Raw genomic sequence first — 19,886 nt, forward strand, 5'->3', positions numbered from 1 at the left:
GATACAACACGGAGTACCCAGATGCGTCATTCCCATCACTCCCGCCGTCACCACGACACCGACGGCCAGTATTCCCCCGACCGTTTCTCACTGCACGCGCTGTGGCATGCAATTGGCCGTCACCACCACCGCGGCGGCGAGCGCGGCGGCCGATTCGGCGGCGGTCCTGGTGGCTTCGGTGGCGGCCCTGGGGGTTTCGGCGGCGGTGACGGCGACGGTTTCCCGCGCGGCCGCAAATTCACCTCGGACGATCTGCAACTGTTGCTGCTGGCCCTGCTGGACGCCCAGCCGAGCCACGGCTACGAGTTGATCAAGGCGCTCGAAGCGCGCTCGAACGGCTTCTATAGCCCGAGCCCGGGCATGGTCTATCCCGCGCTGACCTACCTTGAAGAACTGGGCTACGTCACAGTCCAGCTCGAAGGCAACCGCAAGCGCTACGAACTGGCCGAACCCGGCCGCCAGCACCTCGCTGACAACCGCGAACGCGCCGAACTGATGCTCGCCAAGCTGACCCATATCGCCCGCAAGATGGATTCGGTGCGGCGCGCGTTTGCCGGCGAAGAGCCGTTGGACCCGAGCGAAGGCGGCTGGCTGCCGGAGTTGATCGAAGCACGCCGCGCGCTCAAGCATGCCTTGTTCCGCCGTGACAACGTGCCGGCCGCCGAGCAACGCCGCATCGCGGCCATTCTCGCGCGCGCCACCGCTGAAATCGAAGGCAATCCAGGCGCTGCCGGTACAGCTAACGCCCCCGACACCGGCGCGGGCGATCTCTGAGCCCCTGCGGCCGGCATCCCCAGCGCTACCCGACATAATTGGAGAGAACACTTATGCTGACCAGGTCCGATCTCGCGGTCTCCCGCGTACGTCACCCCCTGAAATTTCGTCTGCTGCAAGTCAAGCGCGTTCAACCGCTGACGCCTCACCTGATTCGCGTCACCTTCACCGGCGACGATCTGCAAGACTTCGTATCGGCGTCGTTCGACGACCATATCAAGGTCTTCTTCCCCGCACCGGGCGCCGACAAGCCTGTGTTGCCGAGCGCCGGCCCGAACGGTCCGGTCTTCCCGGAGGATCAACCGCGCCCGGTGGCGCGCGATTTCACGCCGCGTCGCTACGACCGTGACGCGCGCGAACTGGATATCGAGTTCGCCATGCACGAAGCCGGACCGGCCGCCAGCTGGGCGGCCCAGGCGAAGGTCGGACAGTATCTGGGCGTGGGCGGCCCACGCGGCTCGCTGGTGATTCCGACCGGCTTCGACTGGCATCTGCTGATTGGCGATGAGACCGCCCTGCCGGCGATTGCCCGGCGTCTGCAGGAGCTGCCCGCCGGTACGCGCGTGGCAGCGGTGCTCGAAGTGGCCGATCCGTCGGCGCGCATGGAATTCGACACCGACGCCGAGTTGCATGCCGTGTGGTGCTACCGCAGCGATTCGCCGTATCGCGGCGATGCGCTGCTGCAAGCGGTGCGCGACACCTATCTGCCGGACGGCGAAGGCTATGTGTGGGCAGCGGGCGAATCGGCGACGATGCGCGCAGTCCGTTATCACCTGTGCACCGAACGCGGCGTCGACAAATCGCGGATCCGCGCAGCGAGCTACTGGAAACAGGGCGCCGAAGCGGTTCACGAAAACCTCGACGACTGAAACCGCGCAGTGCCTGTCGCCAGCCGTACGGCTGGCTTTTACCTATTCAAGGATCTTGCCGATGTACTCCATCAGCACCAAGCACGAACGGCGTCTACTCTGGCTGCTCGCGCTGACGCAGTTCACCATCATCATGGACTTCATGATCATGATGCCGTTAGGACCGCAGATCATGCACACCTTCGGCATCACGCCGGCGGCGTTCGCGACGGCGGTGTCGGCCTATTCATGGTGTTCGGGACTCTCGGGCCTGTTCGCCGCCACTTATATCGACCGCTTCGACCGGCGCAAATTGCTGCTCATCGTCTATGCGTTGTTCGCGCTTTCCAACCTGGGTTGCGCCCTTGCCAGCAGCTATCCGCTGTTGCTCGCGGCACGCGCGTTTGCCGGCATCACGGGCGGCGTGCTCGCCTCGGTGATCATGGCGATCGTCAGCGATGTAATCCCGGTTCAGCGGCGCGGTGCGGCCACCGGCACCATCATGACCTCCTTCTCGCTGGCCGCAATTGCCGGCGTGCCGGCCGGCGTAATGCTCGGGGCACACTTCAGTTGGGCAGCGCCGTTCATGCTGCTGGTGGTGCTCTCCGTGCTGATCTGGTTTGGCGGCGCGCGGATCGTGCCGCCGCTCGCTGAACACTTGAGCCGCCGGCCGCCGCCGTTGCGCCAGGTCTTGCCCGATCTCGGCCGCCTGCTCAGCAATCCGCGTCATCTGAAAGCGTTTGCGCTCACCTTCATCATGATGTTGTCGCATATGATGGTGATCCCGTTTATCGCGCCGATGCTGGTGCTGAATCACGGCGTGCCGCCTGCGCATCTGTCGTGGATCTATATGGGCGGCGGCTTCGCGACATTCTTTACCTCGCGCGCCATCGGCCGCCTCGCCGACCGCTACGGCAAGCACCGGGTGTTTCGCATTATTGCCCTGGTGTCGATGCTGCCGGTGCTGTTCGTCACCCATCTGCCCGACCTGCCCTTCATAGCGGTGGTACTGTTCTTCCCGTTCTTTATGGTGGCGGTGTCCGGGCGGATCGTGCCGATGCAAGCGCTTCTCACCACGGTGCCCGAGCCGAGCCGTCGCGGCGCGTTTCTGAGCGCCAATAGCGCGATCCAGGCACTGGGTATGGGCTGCGGCGCGTGGCTCGGTGGCTTGATGCTGACCAATACGGCGAGCGGCCAGATTGCCGGTTATGGCACGGTCGGCTGGGTCGCGGTGGCTATCGCAATGGTGGGGATATTGTGGGTCGGCCGGGTGCAGGCAGCGGCCGCCAAAGCGCCGCCGAACCCGGCGACGGAGTTCCATCCGGAGCCGCTGAGCGAAGCTTGATCCCGATGCAACGAGGGGGCGGCCACTGGCCGCCCCCTCATGTCTGCCACAACACCGCGGCAGAAGCGCTTTACAGCTTGAACTCGCTGATCACCTGACGAAGCTTGGTCGTCTGGTCCTGCATCGACATGGCCGAGGCGGCCAGTTGCTCCACCAGCGCGGCGTTTTGCTGGGTCGTGCCGTCCAGTTGCGTAATTGCCCGGCCCACTTCTTCGATCCCACGGCTCTGCTCTTCGCTCGCATTCATGATTTCGTCCATGATCGTGGCGACTTGCGCAGTAGTCGAAATGATCTCGCCCATGGTCGAACCGGCATTGGCAACCAGCGTGCTGCCCGAATCGACCTTGGCGGCAGAGTCCGAGATCAGCGACTTGATGTCCTTCGCGGCTGCGGCTGCACGTTGCGCAAGGTTGCGCACTTCGCTCGCCACCACCGCAAAGCCCCGGCCCTGCTCACCGGCACGCGCCGCCTCGACCGAGGCATTGAGCGCCAGAATATTGGTCTGGAACGCAATGCTATCGATCACACCGATGATGTCGACGATCTTCTTCGACGACTCGCTGATCGACGCCATGGTCTCCACCACTTCGCCAATCACCATGCCGCCGCGCGAGGCGACCTTCGAGGCATCCGTCGCCAGCTTGTTGGCCTGATTGGCGTTGCCCGCGTTCTGCTTGACAGTGCCGGTGATCTCTTCCATCGACGCGGCCGTCTCCTGCAGCGACGCTGCCTGGCTCTCGGTACGGGCCGACAGATCCTTGTTGCCGCTGGAGATCTCGTGCGAGGCTTCGGTGAGCGACGAAGCGCCTGCCACCACCTGAGTCAGTACGCCCTGCAGCCGCTGGATAAAGCGGTTGAAGCTTGCCGCGACCTCGCCAAACTCCTTGCCGCCGGTTTCGGGCAAACGCCGGGTCAGATCCGCTTCGCCTACCGACAGGTCGTCGATATTGCCCTTGAGCACGGCGAGGCGCTTCATGAACACGTGAATGCCGCCGAGCACGAGCGCCAGCAGCAAGATTGCCATCGGCACCTGGATCGACGCCAGCTTGGCAAGAATCCGGTTGCTGTTGACCGCCAGCGACGCCGACGGCACCGCGGTTGCGATCAACCACGGGCTGCCCGGAATCGGCTTGAGGAACAGCGTCTGTGCGCCGTCGGGCGAGTCGAATGTGCCTTGGGTGGCACTGCCGCCTTGCACATCGGGCAGCAGATGCTGGATTTCCGCGGCCATCGGCGAGCTGGAGGCGATATCGGAAACATTCTTCAGCACGATATTGCTGCTGATCTTCGAGCTATTGCTGACGATCTTGCCGTCCGCTTCCACGATCAGGATCTGACCGTGAATCCTGTCTTCCATGTCCGCGACGAGGTGGTTGAAAAAGCCCAGCGTCACGTCGATCGTGGCGACGCCGTAGAGCTCATCGCCCTTATAGATGGCCATCGCACAGTTGGTGCGCGGCTGCGGGCTGGCATCGTCCTGATACGCCTTCGCCCACTTGCAATGACCTTTGGGCGCGGTCTTGCCGTTCTCGTACCACGGCTGCTCCCAGTAGTTGAGGGATTCGGGCGAGTTCCAGTGCGTGTTGACAACCAGTTTGCCGGTTGCCGCGTCGCGCGCGTAGAAGGTACTGAACTTGTCGCGGCCCTGCTCGCGTTTATTAGGCAACGGCCAGATGCCGCCGCCGAAGACATTCTGATCGCCGTACTGGTCGACCAGTGCCGGCTGCAATTTGTCGATCTGGTCACTATCCAGCACCGCTACGGTCTGGGTGATGCTGCGTTGCTGGGCTTCCACCTGGCGCAGCTGCTCGCTGATCTGAATGGAAATCTGGTCGACGTCGCTGCCAATCACCTTGCCTTCCAGCGTCGCCAGATCAGGTGTGACGAATAGCCGGATCACGGCAAACGTGCCTAATATCATCGCCGCAAAGAAAGCACAGGCGATCAAGGTAAAACGCGTTTGCGTCGACATTTGCGTGGGCATCGAATCTCCAGAGTTAATCGCTACCCCTGCTTTACGGCACGCAGAGCGTCTAACTTTATTTGATGCCGCTGATTTCCACCGAGGAGTTACCCTGGAGACGCGCAATCGAATATGTGCATTGCATACTTTGTTAGCGCTAGCCGATCTCCCGGCCTTCGTCGGCGCCCTGTGCGGCCAGCCCCTCTTCAATACGCGGAATTTCGCCGCCGCGCTCCGGCTTGCCTAGCAGGAAGCCTTGGGCGTGTGTGCAGCCGCAGGCGCGGACGAACTCCAGTTGCTCCGGTGTTTCGATGCCCTCTGCGGTAGTCGGCATGCCCATTTCCCGGGCCAATGCCACAATGCCGCGAACCACCGCGGCCGATTCACGCCGGTGCACCGCTTCCTTGACGAACGAGCTGTCGATCTTGAGCTTGTCGAACGAAAAGCGCACCAGCGTCGACATCGTCGAGAATCCGGTTCCGAAGTCATCCAGCGCCAGCCCGATGCCCAAGGCGCGCAACCTTGCGACGTTGCGCCGGGTGGCAATATCGTCGCTTAGCAGCACGGTCTCCGTGACCTCGATATTCAGGCGCTCGGGTGGCAATTTCGTTTTCCGAAGGATTGCTTCGACCGTCGCGGCGAACGATTCCTCGCGCAATTGCACCGGTGACACATTGACCGCGACAGGCGCGCCATCGCGCCAGCCCACCGCCTCGTCGCAGGAGCGCAGCAGCGCCCACTCCCCCAGTGCAAGCACCAGACCGGTTCGTTCGGCAGTTGGAATAAAGGCCACTGGGGACAGCTCGCCGCGCGTCGGGTGCGTCCAGCGAAGCAAGGCCTCGCGGCCCGAGATGGTGCCGTCGTTGAGATCGATGATCGGCTGATATTCCATCCGCAGACCGGTAAACGACTGCATGGCGCCTTCCAGGTCGCTGCGCAGCAGGCTCAAACTTTCGTCAGAAACGTGCTTGTCGGCGTCGAACACGGCAAACGCACTCTTGCCGTTGCGTTTGACTGCGTACAAGGCGCGATCCGCGCAAATCAGCAACTGCGGCCCCGTCTTGCCGTGCTCCGGAAACAGCGAAATGCCCACGCTCGCGCCGATATGCACGCGCGCTTCGTTAAGCGCAAAGGGGCGCGCCAGCGTCTTGACGATGCGGTCTGCCAGCGAACGGACCTCGTGAGCAGGCGGCGCACCGTCGGAGATGGCGACGAATTCGTCGCCAGCCAGACGTCCAATCAGGCCTCCGCTCGGCACGATCTCGCGCAGGCGCAGCGCGGCTTCCTGAAGTATCTGATCGCCGGCCGCATGACCGAGGCTGTCATTGATGGCCTTGAAGCCGTCGAGATCGATCAGCAGAACCGCAAACGCGTGATCCGGGCTTGCGGAACCCGCTTCGGTGCGCTCCAGCAGCAGTTCGTTGATATGCGCGCGATTAGGCAGGCCGGTGAGGCTGTCGTGGCGCGCAAGGCGATGGCTGCTTTCACGCGCCATCAGCAACGCGACCGTGTCGCGATTGCTGCGTAGCGCAACCGTAAAGAAACCGGCCGCGCAGAATGGTGCCTGGAACAGCAGGACGAGCTTGCCGTTGCCCGGCGAAAGCGCCGCACCCAACCCCAGGAGCCCGAGAATCAGCGATATCTGGATCAGCACGAGACGCGGCGTGCCGGCATTGCGCCCGGCGAGGCCACCGATCAAACCGACCGCGCAAACGTTGCCGAGCAGGAAAAGCGTTTGATCTCCGCTGATATTGCACAGAAAACTGCCAAAGCCGAACAGCGCGCTCCAGAGAATGCTTGCCACCAGAAATGCCGAGGTCGGCGTAGGCTGACCGTGCTCGCTACGGCGCGAGCACAGATAAATCAGTGTCAGGCGGGTCATCAGCAGTGCGACGACCGCGCCGAACCAGAAGGCGTACAGGGTGTTCGGATGAAGGTAGTAAGCCGTCGCGCAGACGCTGATTTCGCAAATCGCCGCAAATACAATCGAGGAGGTTCGCGTGAAGAGATTGGCGAGCAATACCTGCCGGTTGTCGGCGCTCAGGTGCTGGGCGGAGGAGACGGTCCATTTCAAAAATGGAGACCTTGGTTCACTGAAAGCCATGCCTGCGCACTTTTGACGGTTGATGGATCGAGACGGCCACTCCTCCGATTATTACGTAAACGTTAAATATGAGGTAAAAAGAGCGTGCTGAAGGGGCAGCGCGCTCTTTTACCTCAACGAATGGGTCGACCTGGACGCCACCGCTTCGACGCGCTACCAATGCATAGTCGTACTACCCATTCTTACTCGCTGGCGTCCGCGTGGCCAGTCTGCGTCACATGCCATTGCGGCGGCCGCTTTTCGAGAAACGCGTTGACGCCTTCGCGCTGATCCGGACCGTCGAACAGATCGACAAAGCGCTCGCGCTCCACTGCCAGCGCCGCCGAGCGCGGCACGCCATGACGGGCCTGGTGAATCAGGCTCTTGCTGAATGAAACGGCTTGCGGGCTGAGCGTGGTGACACGGGTCGCCATCGTCAGTGCGGCCTCGCGCGCCGCGCCCTTCTCCACCACTTCTTCGACGAGGCCAATGCGCAGCGCCGTGGCGGCGTCGACACGCTCGCCGGTCAGGATCATCCGCTTGGCCCAGCCTTCACCGACCAGCCACGGCAGCGTCTGCGTGCCGCAACCGCACGGCAGCAGGCCGACTGCCGTTTCCGGCAACGCGAGCTGCGCATGCTGCTCGGCGATACGAATATCGCAGGCCAGCGCGCATTCGAGTCCGCCGCCCATCGCATAGCCGTTGATCGCGGCGATCACCACGGCACGCGCGTTCTGCAGCGTCTCGAAGGCGGCGCCGAAGCGTGCCGCGGCAGTGCGCGCCACTTCGCGATCGCCATCGGCGAAGGTGTTCAGATCGGCGCCGGCGCTAAAGAATTTCGGGCCGTCGCCGGTGATGACGATGGCGCGCACCCGCTCATCGGCATTCAGGCGTTCGACGGTGTGCTGCAGTTGCAGCAGGCCATCCGGCGTAAAGGCATTCGCCGGCGGGCGTTTCAGGGTCAAGAGCGCAATGGCGCCCTGGTTGGCGTAGTCGAGTTCGATCATCATCGGTTTCCGGGTGGAATGTCAGGGCAAGGGCCGCCGCGAGCGAGCGGCCCGTCGAAGTCGTGACTGCACGGCAGCCTGCCGTCACACGGCAGGCTGCCTGTCTATTTACCGTTCGAACTGGAGAGATCCGGGAAGTCCTCTTCCCAGTACTCGCCGGGCTCGCGGGCGGGCTGAGTCTCCCGTTCCAGTTCGCGGCGCCGCAGTTCGACGCGGCGGATCTTGCCGGAGATGGTCTTGGGCAAATCGCTGAACTGCAGGCGCCGGATCCGCTTGTACGGCGAGAGCTTTTCGCGCGAAAACTGGAATACGCTGCGCGCCAGTTCGGGGCTGGCTTCATAGCCATGCCGCAACGTGACGAAGGCTTTGGGTACCGACAGGCGCACCGCGTCGGCACTCGGCACCACTGCGGCTTCGGCAATCGCGTCGTGTTCGATCAGCACGCTCTCCAGCTCGAACGGGCTGAGCCGGTAATCGGACGACTTGAACACATCGTCGGCGCGGCCCACATACACGTAGTAGCCATCGTCGCGGCGCATCGCCACATCGGAGGTGTGGTAGTAGCCATTGCGCATCGCCTGCACCGTGGCGTTGGCGTTGTTCGCGTAGCCCGTCATCAGGCCAAGCGGACGGTGCGCCAGCGGCAAGGCGATTTCGCCTTCGCTCGCCGGGTGATCGTCGGCGTCGACCAGTTCGATCCGGTAGCCGGGCAAGGGCCGCCCCATCGAGCCGGCCACCACCGGCTGCCCGGGCGAGTTGCCGATCTGGCAGGTGGTCTCGGTCTGGCCGAAGCCATCGCGGATCGTTACGTCCCAGGCATGACGCACGCGTTCGATAATCTCGGGATTCAACGGCTCGCCCGCGCCAACGATCTCGCGCAGCTTGACCGGATAATCTGCGAGCGGCTCCTGCACCAGCATGCGCCAGACGGTTGGCGGCGCGCACAGCGTCGTCACGCTGCAGCGCACCAGCACGTCGAGGGTTTCCCGCGGCACAAAGCGCGCGTAGTTGAAAACGAACACGCAAGCCTGTGCATTCCACGGCGCGTAGAAGCAGCTCCATGCATGCTTGGCCCAGCCGGGCGAGCTGATATTCCAGTGGATATCGCCGGGTTGCAGGCCGATCCAGTACATCGTCGACAAATGGCCGACCGGATAGCTTTGATGCGTATGTTCGACGAGTTTAGGCTTCGACGTCGTACCCGAGGTGAAGTACAACAGCAGCGGATCGGTGGCGCGGGTCGGGCCGTCTGGCGTAAAGTGCGGCGCGGCATCGTAGGCGCCGGCCAGATCGATCCAGCCTGCGCGCGGCGTGCCGACGCAGACGCGCGTCAGCGGGATCTCAAGCCCCTCGAATTTCGCCAGCTCCGCGCTGTCCACCACGACGAATTTTGCCTCGCCGATCTGCACGCGGTCGCGCACATCGTCGGCGGAAAGCTGGGTGGTAGCGGGCAGCACGATGGCGCCGAGCTTCATCGCCGCCAGCATCACGTCCCAAAGTTCGACGCGGTTGGGCAGCATCAACAGCAGACGATCGCCGCGCCCCACGCCGATACCGCGCAGGAAATTCGCCATGCGCGCCGAGCGCTCCGACATCTGCGCATACGAATACTGGGTGCCCGCGCTGGCAGGATCGTCGACGATCCATAGCGCCGGTTTGTCGTTGTTCTGCGCGATCGCGTCGAAATAGTCGAGCGCCCAGTTGAACTCGTCGAGCGCCGGCCACGCGAACTCGCGATAGGCGCGCTCATAGTCGGTTCGATGACGCAACAACAGGTCGCGGGCGTCGAGAAAGCGCTGCGTCGAAAGGGCCGGCACGGTCATCGTTGTCTCCTGTCGACGGGAGTTAGCGCTTTAGCGATTACTCCCGTCCCATGCAACTTGTTGCAAGGTGGCGCGGATGCGCTCTATTGGCGATTTATTCTGCGCCTAAACCTGCCGCGCAATCACCATTCTTTGTACTTCGCTGGTGCCCTCGTAAATCTGCGTGATACGAGCATCGCGATAATGGCGCTCCACCGCATAGTCCTCGAGATAGCCGTAACCGCCGTGAATCTGGATGGCGTGCGAGCAGACTTCCTCGGCGATCTCGGAAGCATACAGCTTCGCCTGCGAGGCCTCGGACAGGCACGGCTTGCCCGCGCTGCGCAGCCGCGCCGCGTGATGCACCAGGAGTCGCGCCGCATTCAGACGCGTTGTCATATCGGCCAGCATATTGGCGACCGACTGGTGTTCCTTAATAGCCTTACCGAACTGGGTCCGTTCATTGGCGTAGAGACGCGCAGCATCGAAAGCCGCCCGCGCGATACCCACCGCCTGCGCAGCAATGCCGATGCGCCCGCCTTCGAGGTTCGACAGGGCAATGCGCAGCCCTTCACCGCGCTGGCCCAGCAGATTGGCCTCGGGCACGGCGCAGTCGTCGAGCGAGATCGGGCAGGTATCCGAGGCGCGGATACCGAGCTTGTGCTCAGGCCGGCCCACATTGAAACCGGGTGTATCGGTCGGCACGATGAAGGCCGACAGGCCGCGCTTGCCGAGCTCCGGGTCGGTCACGGCAAACACGATGGCGATATTGGCCCGCGCGCCGTTGGTCACGAACTGCTTGCTGCCGTTGAGGATCCACTTGCCGTCGCGCAGCTCCGCCCGGGTGCGCAGGTTGTTGGCCTCCGAGCCGGCCTGCGGCTCGGTCAGGCAGAAAGCGCCAATCCGACGCCCGGTGGCGAGATCCTCCAGGTATTCTTTTTTCTGCGCCTCGTTGCCGAAGTTGAGAATCGGGCCGCAGCCCACCGAGTTGTGCACGCTCATCAGGGTCGCGCAGGAGGCACAGCCGGCGGCGATCTCTTCGAGCGCCAGCGCATAGGCCACATAGTCGGTGTACGAACCACCCCACTCGGACGGCACGATCATGCCGAGGAAGCCCAGCTCGCCCATCTGCTTGACCACCTCGTCCGGCAGTTTCGCTTCGCGGTCCCATTGCGCCGCGTGGGGTGCAAGGCAATCGACTGAAAAGTCGCGTGCCGCGTCGCGGATCATCCGTTGGTCGTCAGTGTAGAAATTGTCCATGATTCAGGCTTGCGTCTCCGTCCAGGTGTGGACAAGTGTAGGCAAGCTACTGGACAGCTTCGATGCTCTGCCCGATCATTCTGCGTGAGCGCATTTGCCATCCCGGCATGGTTGAACAAGCTGGACCGGCATGCCGTTATGAGAATTGCATTATCCAGCCAAGGGATGGTTGAGCGCGTTTGCCACGCCACGGTTGCCGCCCCGTGTTTGGCGCGCCGCATTTTCCACCCGGCCACCAAGCCCATGCCCTGCACTTTGCTTTGACTCGATGACTCCGAAAAACCATAAAGGGACGATCTCGCTGAGCCTCGTCGAAGAGACCCTCGCGCTGGCGCGCGCACGCGGGCTCGACGTGCTGCCGCTGATCGATGCGGCCGGCATCGCGCCGCAGATACTCAACGCGCCCAGGAGCCGGGTCTCCTCGGCGCAATACGGCGCGCTCTGGGCCGGCATTGCCCGGGCGCTCGACGACGAATTTTTCGGCCAGGACTCGCACCCGATGCGCTGCGGCAGTTTTATCGCCATGACCCAGTGCGCCCTGACGGCGCGCGACGGCGCCCATGCGCTGACCCGGGCGCTCAGCTTCATGCGTCTGATCCTCGACGATCTGAGCGCGCAGCTCAGCTCGGAGCCGGAGCGCGTGCGCCTCACGTTCAGTCATCGCGAAGGCACGCCGCAGCCGACCATGTTCGCCTACGCGACCTACTTCATCCTTGTATACGGGCTGGTCTGCTGGCTGGTCGGCCGGCGCATTCCGTTGCTGACCGCGCGCTTTCGCTGTGCCGAACCGGCCGCGGCGCAAGAATACCGGCTGATGTTCTGCGAAGACATGCGCTTTAACCAGGACACCACCTATGTCGACCTGGCGCCAGCGTTTCTCGAACTGCCGGTGATCCAGACGACGCAGTCGATCAAGCCGTTTCTGCGCGATGCACCAGGCAGCTTTGTGGTCAAGTACCGCAATCCGGGTTCGCTGGCCGCGCGGGTGCGCAAGCTGCTGCGCACCTTGCCGATGGCCGGCTGGCCGGCTGCCGACGAGATGGCGCAGCGCCTGCATCTGGCCGAAGCGACCATGCGGCGGCATCTCAAGCAAGAGGGCTACACCTACCAGTCGATCAAGGACGATCTGCGGCGCGACATCGCAATCGGCGAACTGCAGGACAGCGGGCGCACGATTGCCGAGATTGCGGCGCGGGTGGGCTTTGCCGAGCCGAGTGCGTTCCATCGCGCGTTTCGCAAATGGACCGGCATGCGGCCGACCGACTACCGGCTGGCGCGGGGCAATCTCACGCATCCGGCTGAATCGGACTAAGCTATAAACAGCAGGCCCGCCCTTTTTCCGGCCCGCGCCGCTCGATTGGGTTCGATAAGGCCTGGTAAGCTCCGGCCACCGTCGATGCGGCGCCCCGGCCGTTCGCGATGAGAAAGTACCCGTTTCTCCCGTTTCGGCAATCCGGCCCGCGCCGCCGGCGTATCCCCGGCGGTCTTGCGCTCCGGTCCCTGCGCGGCATTGCCGCGCTAGGCCTCCTCTTGGCGTTCGCCGGCACCCTCTTTAGCGCTTCCACGCCCCGCCTCGAGGCCGCGGCAGCGCCCGGCAGCGTGGTGGTCATCCCCGTCAACGGCGCGATAGGCCCGGCTAGCGCCGACTTTATCGTGCGCGGCCTGCAACGCGCCGCGCAGGAGCGGGCGCAACTCGTGGTGCTGCAACTCGACACCCCCGGCGGCCTCGATACCTCGATGCGGCAGATCATCAAGGCGATCCTGGGCTCACCCGTGCCGGTGGCGGCGTTCGTGGGTCCAAGCGGGGCACGCGCCGCGAGCGCGGGCACCTATATCGTCTATGCCAGCCATCTCGCGGCGATGGCGCCAGGCACCAATCTCGGCGCCGCGACGCCGATCCAGCTCGGTATGGGCGGCGCCGAGCCGCCGGGCCAGAACGCCGCACCGCCCGGCCAAAGCTCCGCGCCAACCGACAGCCAATCGACCGAGACCCGCAAACAGGTCCACGACGCAGCCGCCTATATCCGCGGTCTCGCGCAACTGCGCGGCCGCAACGCCGACTGGGGCGAACATGCCGTGCGCGAAGCCGTGAGCCTGTCGGCCAACGAAGCGCTGGCGCAGCATGTGATCGACCTGACCGCCCGCGACGTGCCCGACCTGCTGCGCCAGCTCGACGGCCGCACGGTCAATACCGCGTCGGGCGACCAGCGGCTGAACACGGCCAATGCGCCCATCACCACGCTAGAACAGGACTGGCGCAGCCATTTCCTTGCCGTCATCACGGACCCGAACGTAGCCTTGATTCTGCTGATGATCGGCATGTATGGCCTGTTCTTCGAGTTCGCCAATCCGGGCTTCGTGCTGCCCGGGGTGGTGGGCGCCATCAGCCTGCTGATCGGCCTCTTTGCGATGCAGATGCTGCCTATCAACTACGTGGGTCTCGCCCTGATCTTTCTGGGCCTCGCCTTCCTGATTGCCGAAGCGTTTCTGCCTACCTTCGGCGCGCTCGGCTTTGGCGGCATTGTGGCCTTCGTGGTCGGCGGGCTCATGCTGATCGATACCGACGTGCCCGGCTACGGCATTCCGCTGCCGGTGATCGCGGCCGTTACCGCGTTCAGTGCGCTATTCGTTTTCACCGTATCGAGCGTGGCCATGCGCGCCCGCCGCCGGCCGGTGGTGACCGGTTCGGAGGCGTTGATCGGCAGCGTGGGCGTGGTGCTCGACGGCGGCCTCGTGCCGCATGGCAACTCGGCGGCGGGCGAAGGCTGGGCGCGGGTCCATGGCGAGCGCTGGCAGGTGTGCAGCGCGGCGCCGCTTGCGCCGGGCCACGCGGTGCGCGTGACGGGCAGGCGCGGCCTGACGCTCACCGTCGTACCGACTGAGGGACCACAAAAATCACAATACGGAGAACGCTCATGATCGGTTTCACATTCGGCTTCGGCAGCATTCTGATCGTACTGGCGGCGATCCTGATCGCCTCGTCGATCCGCATCTTTCGTGAATACGAACGCGGGGTCGTGTTTATGCTCGGGCGCTTCTGGAAGGTCAAGGGCCCCGGGCTGGTGCTGATTATCCCGATCGTCCAGCAAGTGGTGCGGATGGATCTGCGCACCGTCGTGTTCGATGTGCCGCCGCAGGACGTGATTACGCGCGACAACGTCTCGGTCAAGGTCAACGCCGTGGTGTATTTCCGCGTGGTCGATCCGGAGCGCGCCGTGATTCAGGTTGCCAAATACTTCGAAGCGACCAGCCAATTGTCGCAGACCACCCTGCGCGCCGTGCTCGGCAAGCACGAACTCGACGATCTGCTGGCCGCTCGCGAACAGCTCAACGCGGATATCCAGAAGGTGCTCGATGCGCAAACCGACGCCTGGGGCATCAAGGTGGCGATCGTCGAAATCAAGCATGTGGATATCAACGAAACGATGATCCGCGCCATCGCGCGCCAGGCCGAAGCCGAACGCGAGCGGCGCGCCAAGGTGATTCATGCGGAGGGCGAGTTGCAGGCCTCGCAACACCTGCTGGAGGCGGCGCAGACGCTGGCGCGGCAACCGCAGGCCATGCAGTTGCGTTATTTGCAGACGCTTACGACGATCGCCGCGGACAAGAATTCGACCATCGTGTTTCCGCTGCCGATCGACTTGCTGAATGCCGTGCTCGACCGGCTCGGCAAGCCATCCGTGTCGTGAGCCGCGCTTATTCCGCAGCACGCAATGATGCTTTGCAGATTCCCCCCTTCTGAGGTGGGGAAGCGAACCCTAAAATTTAGGGATTATCCTGATTGCTCGATTGGAGCGTGTTATGAAAGCCATTTCTCACATTAGCTTGGCTGCGCTGCTTGCGGCCTGCTGCGTCACAACCGCTTTTGCGCAGGCACAAGGGGCTTGCAACCCGAATGGGCCGAAGACGCGCGCTGAAGTCAGGGCGGATCTGACGCAGTGGCGTGCCGCCGGCTATGACCCGCTCGACTGGGCCGACTACCCGGAAAACGCACAACGCGCGGGCCGGATCGTCGCGCAGCAGCGCGCTGCGGCGGGCAATGCCGGGGCCTGCGCGCAGTAAGCAGGCTCGTTTGAGGCGTCCAGCGCGCGGTTGGCCCGCCTTCCCCTTCGGCAAGGTATCATTTCGCCCCTTCGATACCGGCGGCCCCACGCCACGCCCTGACGTGACTGTCCGAAGCGGCGTCCCTGAGGACACCCCTGAGTGACGCCGTCAGGTTGCCCCCGAACTGTTGCATCCGCTCCACGGCAGACGTGGCCGTGCGGTACTTCACCGGTAATCGTGACTACAATCCGCCCGTAGCGCTGTGCGCGCGCCTGCCGTCATCAGAAGCGGCAGCGCGTGACAACCACCATAACAAACGACTTCATCACGACCCGGAACTCGCCTCATGGACTCCGTAAAACGATACTTCGGCTTCGACGAAGCTGGCACCAACCTGCGCACCGAACTGCTCGCGGGCCTGACCACCTTCCTGACGATGGCCTACATCATCTTCGTCAATCCGGCGATCCTCGGCGATGCGGGCATGCCCAAGGACGCCGTCTTCGTGGCGACCTGCCTCGTGGCGGCATTGGGCTCGCTGATCATGGGCCTCTACGCCAACTACCCGATTGCCTGCGCGCCGGGCATGGGTCTGAACGCCTACTTTGCCTATACGGTGGTCAAAGGCATGGGCTTCACCTGGCAGGCCGCGCTGGGCGCCGTGTTTATCTCCGGGTGTCTCTTTATGATCGTCACGCTGTTCCGGGTGCGCGAGGTGATCGTCAACGGCATTCCGCACTCAATCCGCATTGCCATCACCGCGGGTATCGGGCTCTTTCTCGCGATTATTTCGCTGAAGACGGCCGGCGTGGTGGTCGGCAACCCGGCCACCCTGGTGACGCTCGGCAACCTGCATGACCCGCATGTGATTCTCGCGATCATCGGCTTTTTCGCGATTGTCACGCTCGACTTCCTGCGGGTGCGCGGCGCAATCCTGATCGGCATTGTGGGCGTAACCGTGCTCAGCTTCTTCTTCGGCGGCAACCAGTTTCACGGCATCGTGTCCGCGCCGCCGTCGATCGACGCCACGCTGTTTCATCTCGACATTCGCGCCGCACTGTCGACCGGCGTGCTCAACGTCATCCTGGTGTTCTTCCTCGTCGAACTGTTCGATGCAACCGGCACGCTGATGGGCGTCGCCAACCGCGCGGGCCTGCTGGTCCAAGGCAAGATGCACCGTCTGAACAAGGCGCTGCTCGCCGACAGCACAGCGATCCTCGCGGGCTCGCTGCTGGGCACCTCGTCGACCACGGCTTATATCGAAAGCGCCTCGGGCGTGCAGGCCGGCGGCCGCACCGGCGTAACGGCGATCACGGTTGCCGTGCTGTTTCTCGCCGCGCTGTTCTTTGCGCCGCTCGCGGGCGTCGTGCCCGGCTATGCGACTGCCCCGGCGCTGCTCTATGTCTCGTGCCTGATGCTGCGCGAAATGGTCGACCTGCCTTGGGACGACGCCACGGAAGTGGTCCCCGCCGCGCTGACGGCCTTGCTGATGCCGTTCACCTATTCGATCGCCAACGGCGTGGCATTCGGCTTTATCTCGTACGCGGGACTCAAGCTGCTGACCGGCCGGGCACGCCAGGTCAAGCTGGTGGTGTGGATCATCGCAGCGGTGTTCCTGTTCCGCTATTTCTATCTCGGCTCCGAATAAGGGACAAGCCGATTTGCTGCGCTCCGGCGCAGCGGCAAGTCGAAGCGGTGTGGGCTCCTATAGCCCACACTTAGCAGCCCAACTCAGCAGCCGTTAGCAACCCTTAGCAACGGTCAATTGCGCCAGTTCGCTTCATAGAAGCGCACATAGCCGCTGCGCAGCACGAGGCATTGCGCACTCGTTTCCGACAGCAAGCGGCGCGTGGCCGCTTCGATCCGGGTCCGATGAGCGGCAAACGCGCCGATCATGTCTTCGAGGCGGTACGAGGCCGCCCCATAGTGGTCTTCGAGCGCCTCGGCGGTAATCATGCACTCCACCCTTTCGCCATCGACCATTGCCGGGAACGCGAGAGTGAGTTCGCGCCCCGAATACTCAGGGGTTTCGTTCGGGAAAATGATCTGCATGGGATTCGCCTTGGTTTGACGGGTGGATCAAGCTAGGCCGCGCACGCCTGTTTTTAGTTGCCTCCTTCCACGGTCGAGGCGCGGGTCACAACAAACGCAAAAAGGTGTGCAAACACGCTTGATGCGGTTGATTTCATTCACTTTAGACGACTTCCTGCGGGCCGCAAGTTTTCCTTCCAGATTGACCAATCTGGTGCAGCCTGCGGCCAATCGCTGACGCGTCGCAACAGAGCGGCCCTCCGGCGCGGTGCGCCTCGCGCATCGTGCCGCCCGCCCGCACAAGGCGATGTATCTATTCGCGATCCCTTGGCCAGAGATTCAACAGAAAGGCACTGGCGGCGATACCGACGGCGATTGCCGCGGCGCCGGACAAGGTCACCTCGTCCTCGTCGAACAGCATGCCGTGAATCGCTACCGCTATCCCCACTAGCGCGGCAAACGTCGCCAACACTGCGAGAACGACCCTGAATTCCGTATGCACCATGGCGTACTCCCGAACTGGCGCTGTCGAGGCGAGCAAGGCCTCGGCGGGACGCGGCGCGAGCGCATCCCATATCTTGAATCATTGCACCTCTGCACGCGAACGCAAGCCCGGAGTTGCCCGCGGGTGCAATGCAGCGGCGCGCCGCAATCCTGTAAGATGAATCTTCGGCTGCGCGGCATGCTGCGCTGCAGGATGGCAACGGGCGGGCAACGTACCCCCTGTGTCGAAATCCAACCGGAGACGAGCAGTGACCCATCGCCCTGGCACGCCCACTACGGCGCCTATGGCTGTCCGCCCACTGACGGACCGGCCCGAACGGCTTGCGCAGGCTCATGCGCGCTCACTCGAAACAGGACTGCGCGCCACGGAAACACCCGACTTCCACCCGTTGCGCCAGCCGGCGCTGCGCGGTCTTGTCGAACGCAATCATTCGTTGTACACGCATGCCCTGCCGGTGATGGAGACGCTGCATGCGCAGATCGTCGATACGCAAAGCATGGTGCTGCTTACCGACAGTCACGGGGTGATCCTGCATAGCCTCGGCGACAACGACTTTATCGAAAAGGCCAACCGGGTTGCGCTGTGTCCAGGGGTGTCATGGGCCGAGGCCGATCGCGGCACCAACGCCATTGGCACGGCGCTGGTCGAGGGCCAGCCCACCGTCGTGCATGCCGACGAACACTTTCTTCATGCCAACCGGATTCTGACCTGTTCGTGCGCCCCCATCGCCGATCCCTATGGCCGTACGATCGGCGCACTCGATGTGAGCGGCGACACGCGCGGGTTTCATAAGCACACGCTGGCGCTGGTGCGAATGTCCGCGCAGATGATCGAGAACCATCTGTTTTCCAACCAGTTCGCCGACGCGGTACGCATCCACTTTCACGCTCGCGCCGAATTTATCGGCACGCTCTATGAAGGGCTCGCGGCGTTTGCACCGGACGGCACGTTTCTGTCCGCTAACCGCAGTGCGCTGTTCCAGTTGGGACAACCGCTCGCGGAGTTACAGCGGCAACCGTTCGAGGCGCTGTTCGGCAGTGCCTTTCCCGCCTTGTTGCAACAGACCCTCCGCGCGCCGGGCGAATGCACCACCCTCACCTTGCCAAGCGGCGTGCGCGTGATCGCGCGCGGAGAATTCGCGGCGCCGCGCCATCTACTGCCGGCCGGCAGTCTCGCGGCGCAAGCGGGCGCCGGCGCGGCCACCACGACACGCCCCGCCGCCCGCCCGGCCGCGCCGGTGACGCTCGCCGCCCTCGATACCGGCGACCCACAGATGGCGGCGGTCCTGCGGCGGGTCGCCAAGGTCCGCGGCCGCGACATTCCGATTCTCGTGCTCGGCAAGACCGGCACCGGCAAGGAATGGCTGGCCCGCGCGATCCATCAGGATTCGCCGCGCCGCGCCGCGCCGTTTGTCGCGCTCAACTGCGCGTCGCTGCCGGACACGCTGATCGAAGCCGAACTGTTCGGCTATGAAGACGGCGCCTTTACCGGCGCCAAAAAGCGCGGCAGCGTCGGCAAGATCGTGCAGGCCGACGGCGGCACGCTGTTTCTCGACGAGATCGGCGATATGCCGCTTGCCCAGCAGGTACGGCTGATGCGGGTGCTGCAGGAACGCACGGTGGCGCCGCTTGGCAGCACGCGGGCAATACCGGTCGATCTGCGGATCGTCTGCGCGACCCACCGCAACCTGCGCGCCATGATCGAAGCCGGGAGCTTCCGCGAAGACCTGTACTACCGCATCAACGGACTCGTCGTGAGCTTGCCTGCGCTGAGCGAGCGCACCGATCTGACCGAACTGGTGACGCGTATCCTCGACGTGCAGCGCGAAGGCGAGCGGCTGCCCATGGGGGTCTCCGAGGATGTACTCGAGTCTTTCAGGCGCTGCCGTTGGCCCGGCAATCTGCGACAACTGGCGAACGTGCTGCGCACGGCCGCGATCATGGCCGAGGGGGCGGCGCAGATCGATCTCGAGCATCTGCCGGAGGATTTCCTGCATGACTGCGAGGGGGTTGCCGACGCGGCGGGAGATGCGGCGGCAGACGCGGCCCATGCCGCTTCGGACCCACCCTCATCCCCCGCCCGGATGGAGGACTGGCAGACCACGTTGATCGCACAAACCCTCTCACGCCACGGCGGCAATGTTTCGGCCGCAGCACGCGAACTGGGCCTCGCTCGCAATACGGTGTACCGCTATCTGCGCCGCAGCCGCGTCCATTGAGGCCCG

Annotated in this window: 16 protein-coding genes; 9 read left to right on the plus strand and 7 right to left on the minus strand. The window is 63.9% G+C overall.

Annotation, left to right across the window (positions count from 1 at the left end; translation table 11 throughout):
• Positions 1 to 21: 21 nt before the first annotated feature.
• The 3 genes from BLQ92_RS19590 to BLQ92_RS19600 all read left to right on the plus strand — a co-directional run bounded on the left by BLQ92_RS19590 (position 22) and on the right by BLQ92_RS19600 (position 2,967).
• The gene (locus BLQ92_RS19590) at positions 22 to 774 is read left to right on the plus strand and encodes a PadR family transcriptional regulator (RefSeq protein WP_090686192.1); all 753 of its coding nucleotides are present in this window, start codon (positions 22 to 24) and stop codon (positions 772 to 774) included.
• A 53-nt stretch (positions 775 to 827) separates the two neighbouring features.
• Complete coding sequence (locus BLQ92_RS19595) at positions 828 to 1,643, plus strand: siderophore-interacting protein (protein ID WP_090686193.1); 816 nt, start codon at positions 828 to 830, stop codon at positions 1,641 to 1,643.
• Between the two features lie 61 nt (positions 1,644 to 1,704).
• Complete coding sequence (locus BLQ92_RS19600; RefSeq protein ID WP_090686194.1) at positions 1,705 to 2,967, plus strand: MFS transporter; 1,263 nt, start codon at positions 1,705 to 1,707, stop codon at positions 2,965 to 2,967.
• A gap of 70 nt (positions 2,968 to 3,037) precedes the next feature.
• Here BLQ92_RS19600 and BLQ92_RS19605 read toward each other — a convergent pair whose 3' ends face one another.
• From BLQ92_RS19605 to BLQ92_RS19625, 5 genes are all read right to left on the minus strand, one after another.
• Positions 3,038 to 4,951 (minus strand): methyl-accepting chemotaxis protein, encoded by a 1,914-nt coding sequence (locus BLQ92_RS19605; protein ID WP_090686195.1) that lies wholly within the window; start codon positions 4,949 to 4,951, stop codon positions 3,038 to 3,040.
• A 136-nt stretch (positions 4,952 to 5,087) separates the two neighbouring features.
• Positions 5,088 to 7,034, minus strand: coding sequence for a putative bifunctional diguanylate cyclase/phosphodiesterase (locus tag BLQ92_RS19610; RefSeq protein ID WP_090686196.1), 1,947 nt, complete (start codon positions 7,032 to 7,034; stop codon positions 5,088 to 5,090).
• Between the two features lie 182 nt (positions 7,035 to 7,216).
• Positions 7,217 to 8,020, minus strand: a complete 804-nt coding sequence (locus BLQ92_RS19615) for an enoyl-CoA hydratase (protein ID WP_090686302.1) — start codon at positions 8,018 to 8,020, stop codon at positions 7,217 to 7,219.
• A 104-nt stretch (positions 8,021 to 8,124) separates the two neighbouring features.
• Positions 8,125 to 9,843, minus strand: a complete 1,719-nt coding sequence (locus BLQ92_RS19620; protein ID WP_090686197.1) for an AMP-binding protein — start codon at positions 9,841 to 9,843, stop codon at positions 8,125 to 8,127.
• Positions 9,844 to 9,948: 105 nt separating this feature from the next.
• On the minus strand, positions 9,949 to 11,082 hold the full coding sequence (locus BLQ92_RS19625) for an acyl-CoA dehydrogenase (RefSeq protein ID WP_090686198.1): 1,134 nt from the start codon (positions 11,080 to 11,082) through the stop codon (positions 9,949 to 9,951).
• A gap of 268 nt (positions 11,083 to 11,350) precedes the next feature.
• On the opposite strand from BLQ92_RS19625, the gene BLQ92_RS19630 reads away from it, so the two are divergent.
• The 5 genes from BLQ92_RS19630 to BLQ92_RS19650 all read left to right on the plus strand — a co-directional run bounded on the left by BLQ92_RS19630 (position 11,351) and on the right by BLQ92_RS19650 (position 16,774).
• A complete protein-coding gene (locus BLQ92_RS19630) occupies positions 11,351 to 12,394 on the plus strand; it encodes an AraC family transcriptional regulator (protein WP_090686199.1) in 1,044 nt (347 codons plus the stop codon).
• A gap of 107 nt (positions 12,395 to 12,501) precedes the next feature.
• Positions 12,502 to 14,001, plus strand: coding sequence for an NfeD family protein (locus BLQ92_RS19635; RefSeq protein ID WP_090686200.1), 1,500 nt, complete (start codon positions 12,502 to 12,504; stop codon positions 13,999 to 14,001).
• On the plus strand, positions 13,998 to 14,771 hold the full coding sequence (locus BLQ92_RS19640) for a slipin family protein (protein ID WP_090686201.1): 774 nt from the start codon (positions 13,998 to 14,000) through the stop codon (positions 14,769 to 14,771). The genes BLQ92_RS19635 and BLQ92_RS19640 overlap by 4 nt, the downstream gene beginning before the upstream one ends.
• Before the next feature lie 112 nt (positions 14,772 to 14,883).
• Positions 14,884 to 15,144 carry a DUF4148 domain-containing protein gene (locus tag BLQ92_RS19645; RefSeq protein ID WP_090686202.1) on the plus strand — a complete coding sequence of 87 codons (261 nt, stop codon included), beginning with the start codon at positions 14,884 to 14,886 and terminating at the stop codon, positions 15,142 to 15,144.
• A gap of 328 nt (positions 15,145 to 15,472) precedes the next feature.
• Positions 15,473 to 16,774: an NCS2 family permease gene (locus tag BLQ92_RS19650; RefSeq protein ID WP_090686203.1), complete on the plus strand. Its 1,302-nt coding sequence runs from the start codon at positions 15,473 to 15,475 to the stop codon at positions 16,772 to 16,774.
• 113 nt (positions 16,775 to 16,887) lie between these two features.
• Here the strand turns inward: BLQ92_RS19650 and BLQ92_RS19655 are convergent, their stop codons facing one another.
• Both BLQ92_RS19655 and BLQ92_RS19660 read right to left on the minus strand, forming a co-directional pair.
• Positions 16,888 to 17,178 (minus strand): DUF1488 family protein, encoded by a 291-nt coding sequence (locus tag BLQ92_RS19655; protein ID WP_090686204.1) that lies wholly within the window; start codon positions 17,176 to 17,178, stop codon positions 16,888 to 16,890.
• A 292-nt stretch (positions 17,179 to 17,470) separates the two neighbouring features.
• Positions 17,471 to 17,662: a DUF2964 family protein gene (locus BLQ92_RS19660; RefSeq protein WP_090686205.1), complete on the minus strand. Its 192-nt coding sequence runs from the start codon at positions 17,660 to 17,662 to the stop codon at positions 17,471 to 17,473.
• Positions 17,663 to 17,909: 247 nt separating this feature from the next.
• On the opposite strand from BLQ92_RS19660, the gene BLQ92_RS19665 reads away from it, so the two are divergent.
• Positions 17,910 to 19,880 (plus strand): sigma-54-dependent Fis family transcriptional regulator, encoded by a 1,971-nt coding sequence (locus tag BLQ92_RS19665; protein WP_425194970.1) that lies wholly within the window; start codon positions 17,910 to 17,912, stop codon positions 19,878 to 19,880.
• The last annotated feature ends 6 nt before the right edge of the window (positions 19,881 to 19,886 follow it).

Source organism: Paraburkholderia phenazinium, from assembly GCF_900100735.1.
GTDB lineage: Bacteria > Pseudomonadota > Gammaproteobacteria > Burkholderiales > Burkholderiaceae > Paraburkholderia > Paraburkholderia phenazinia.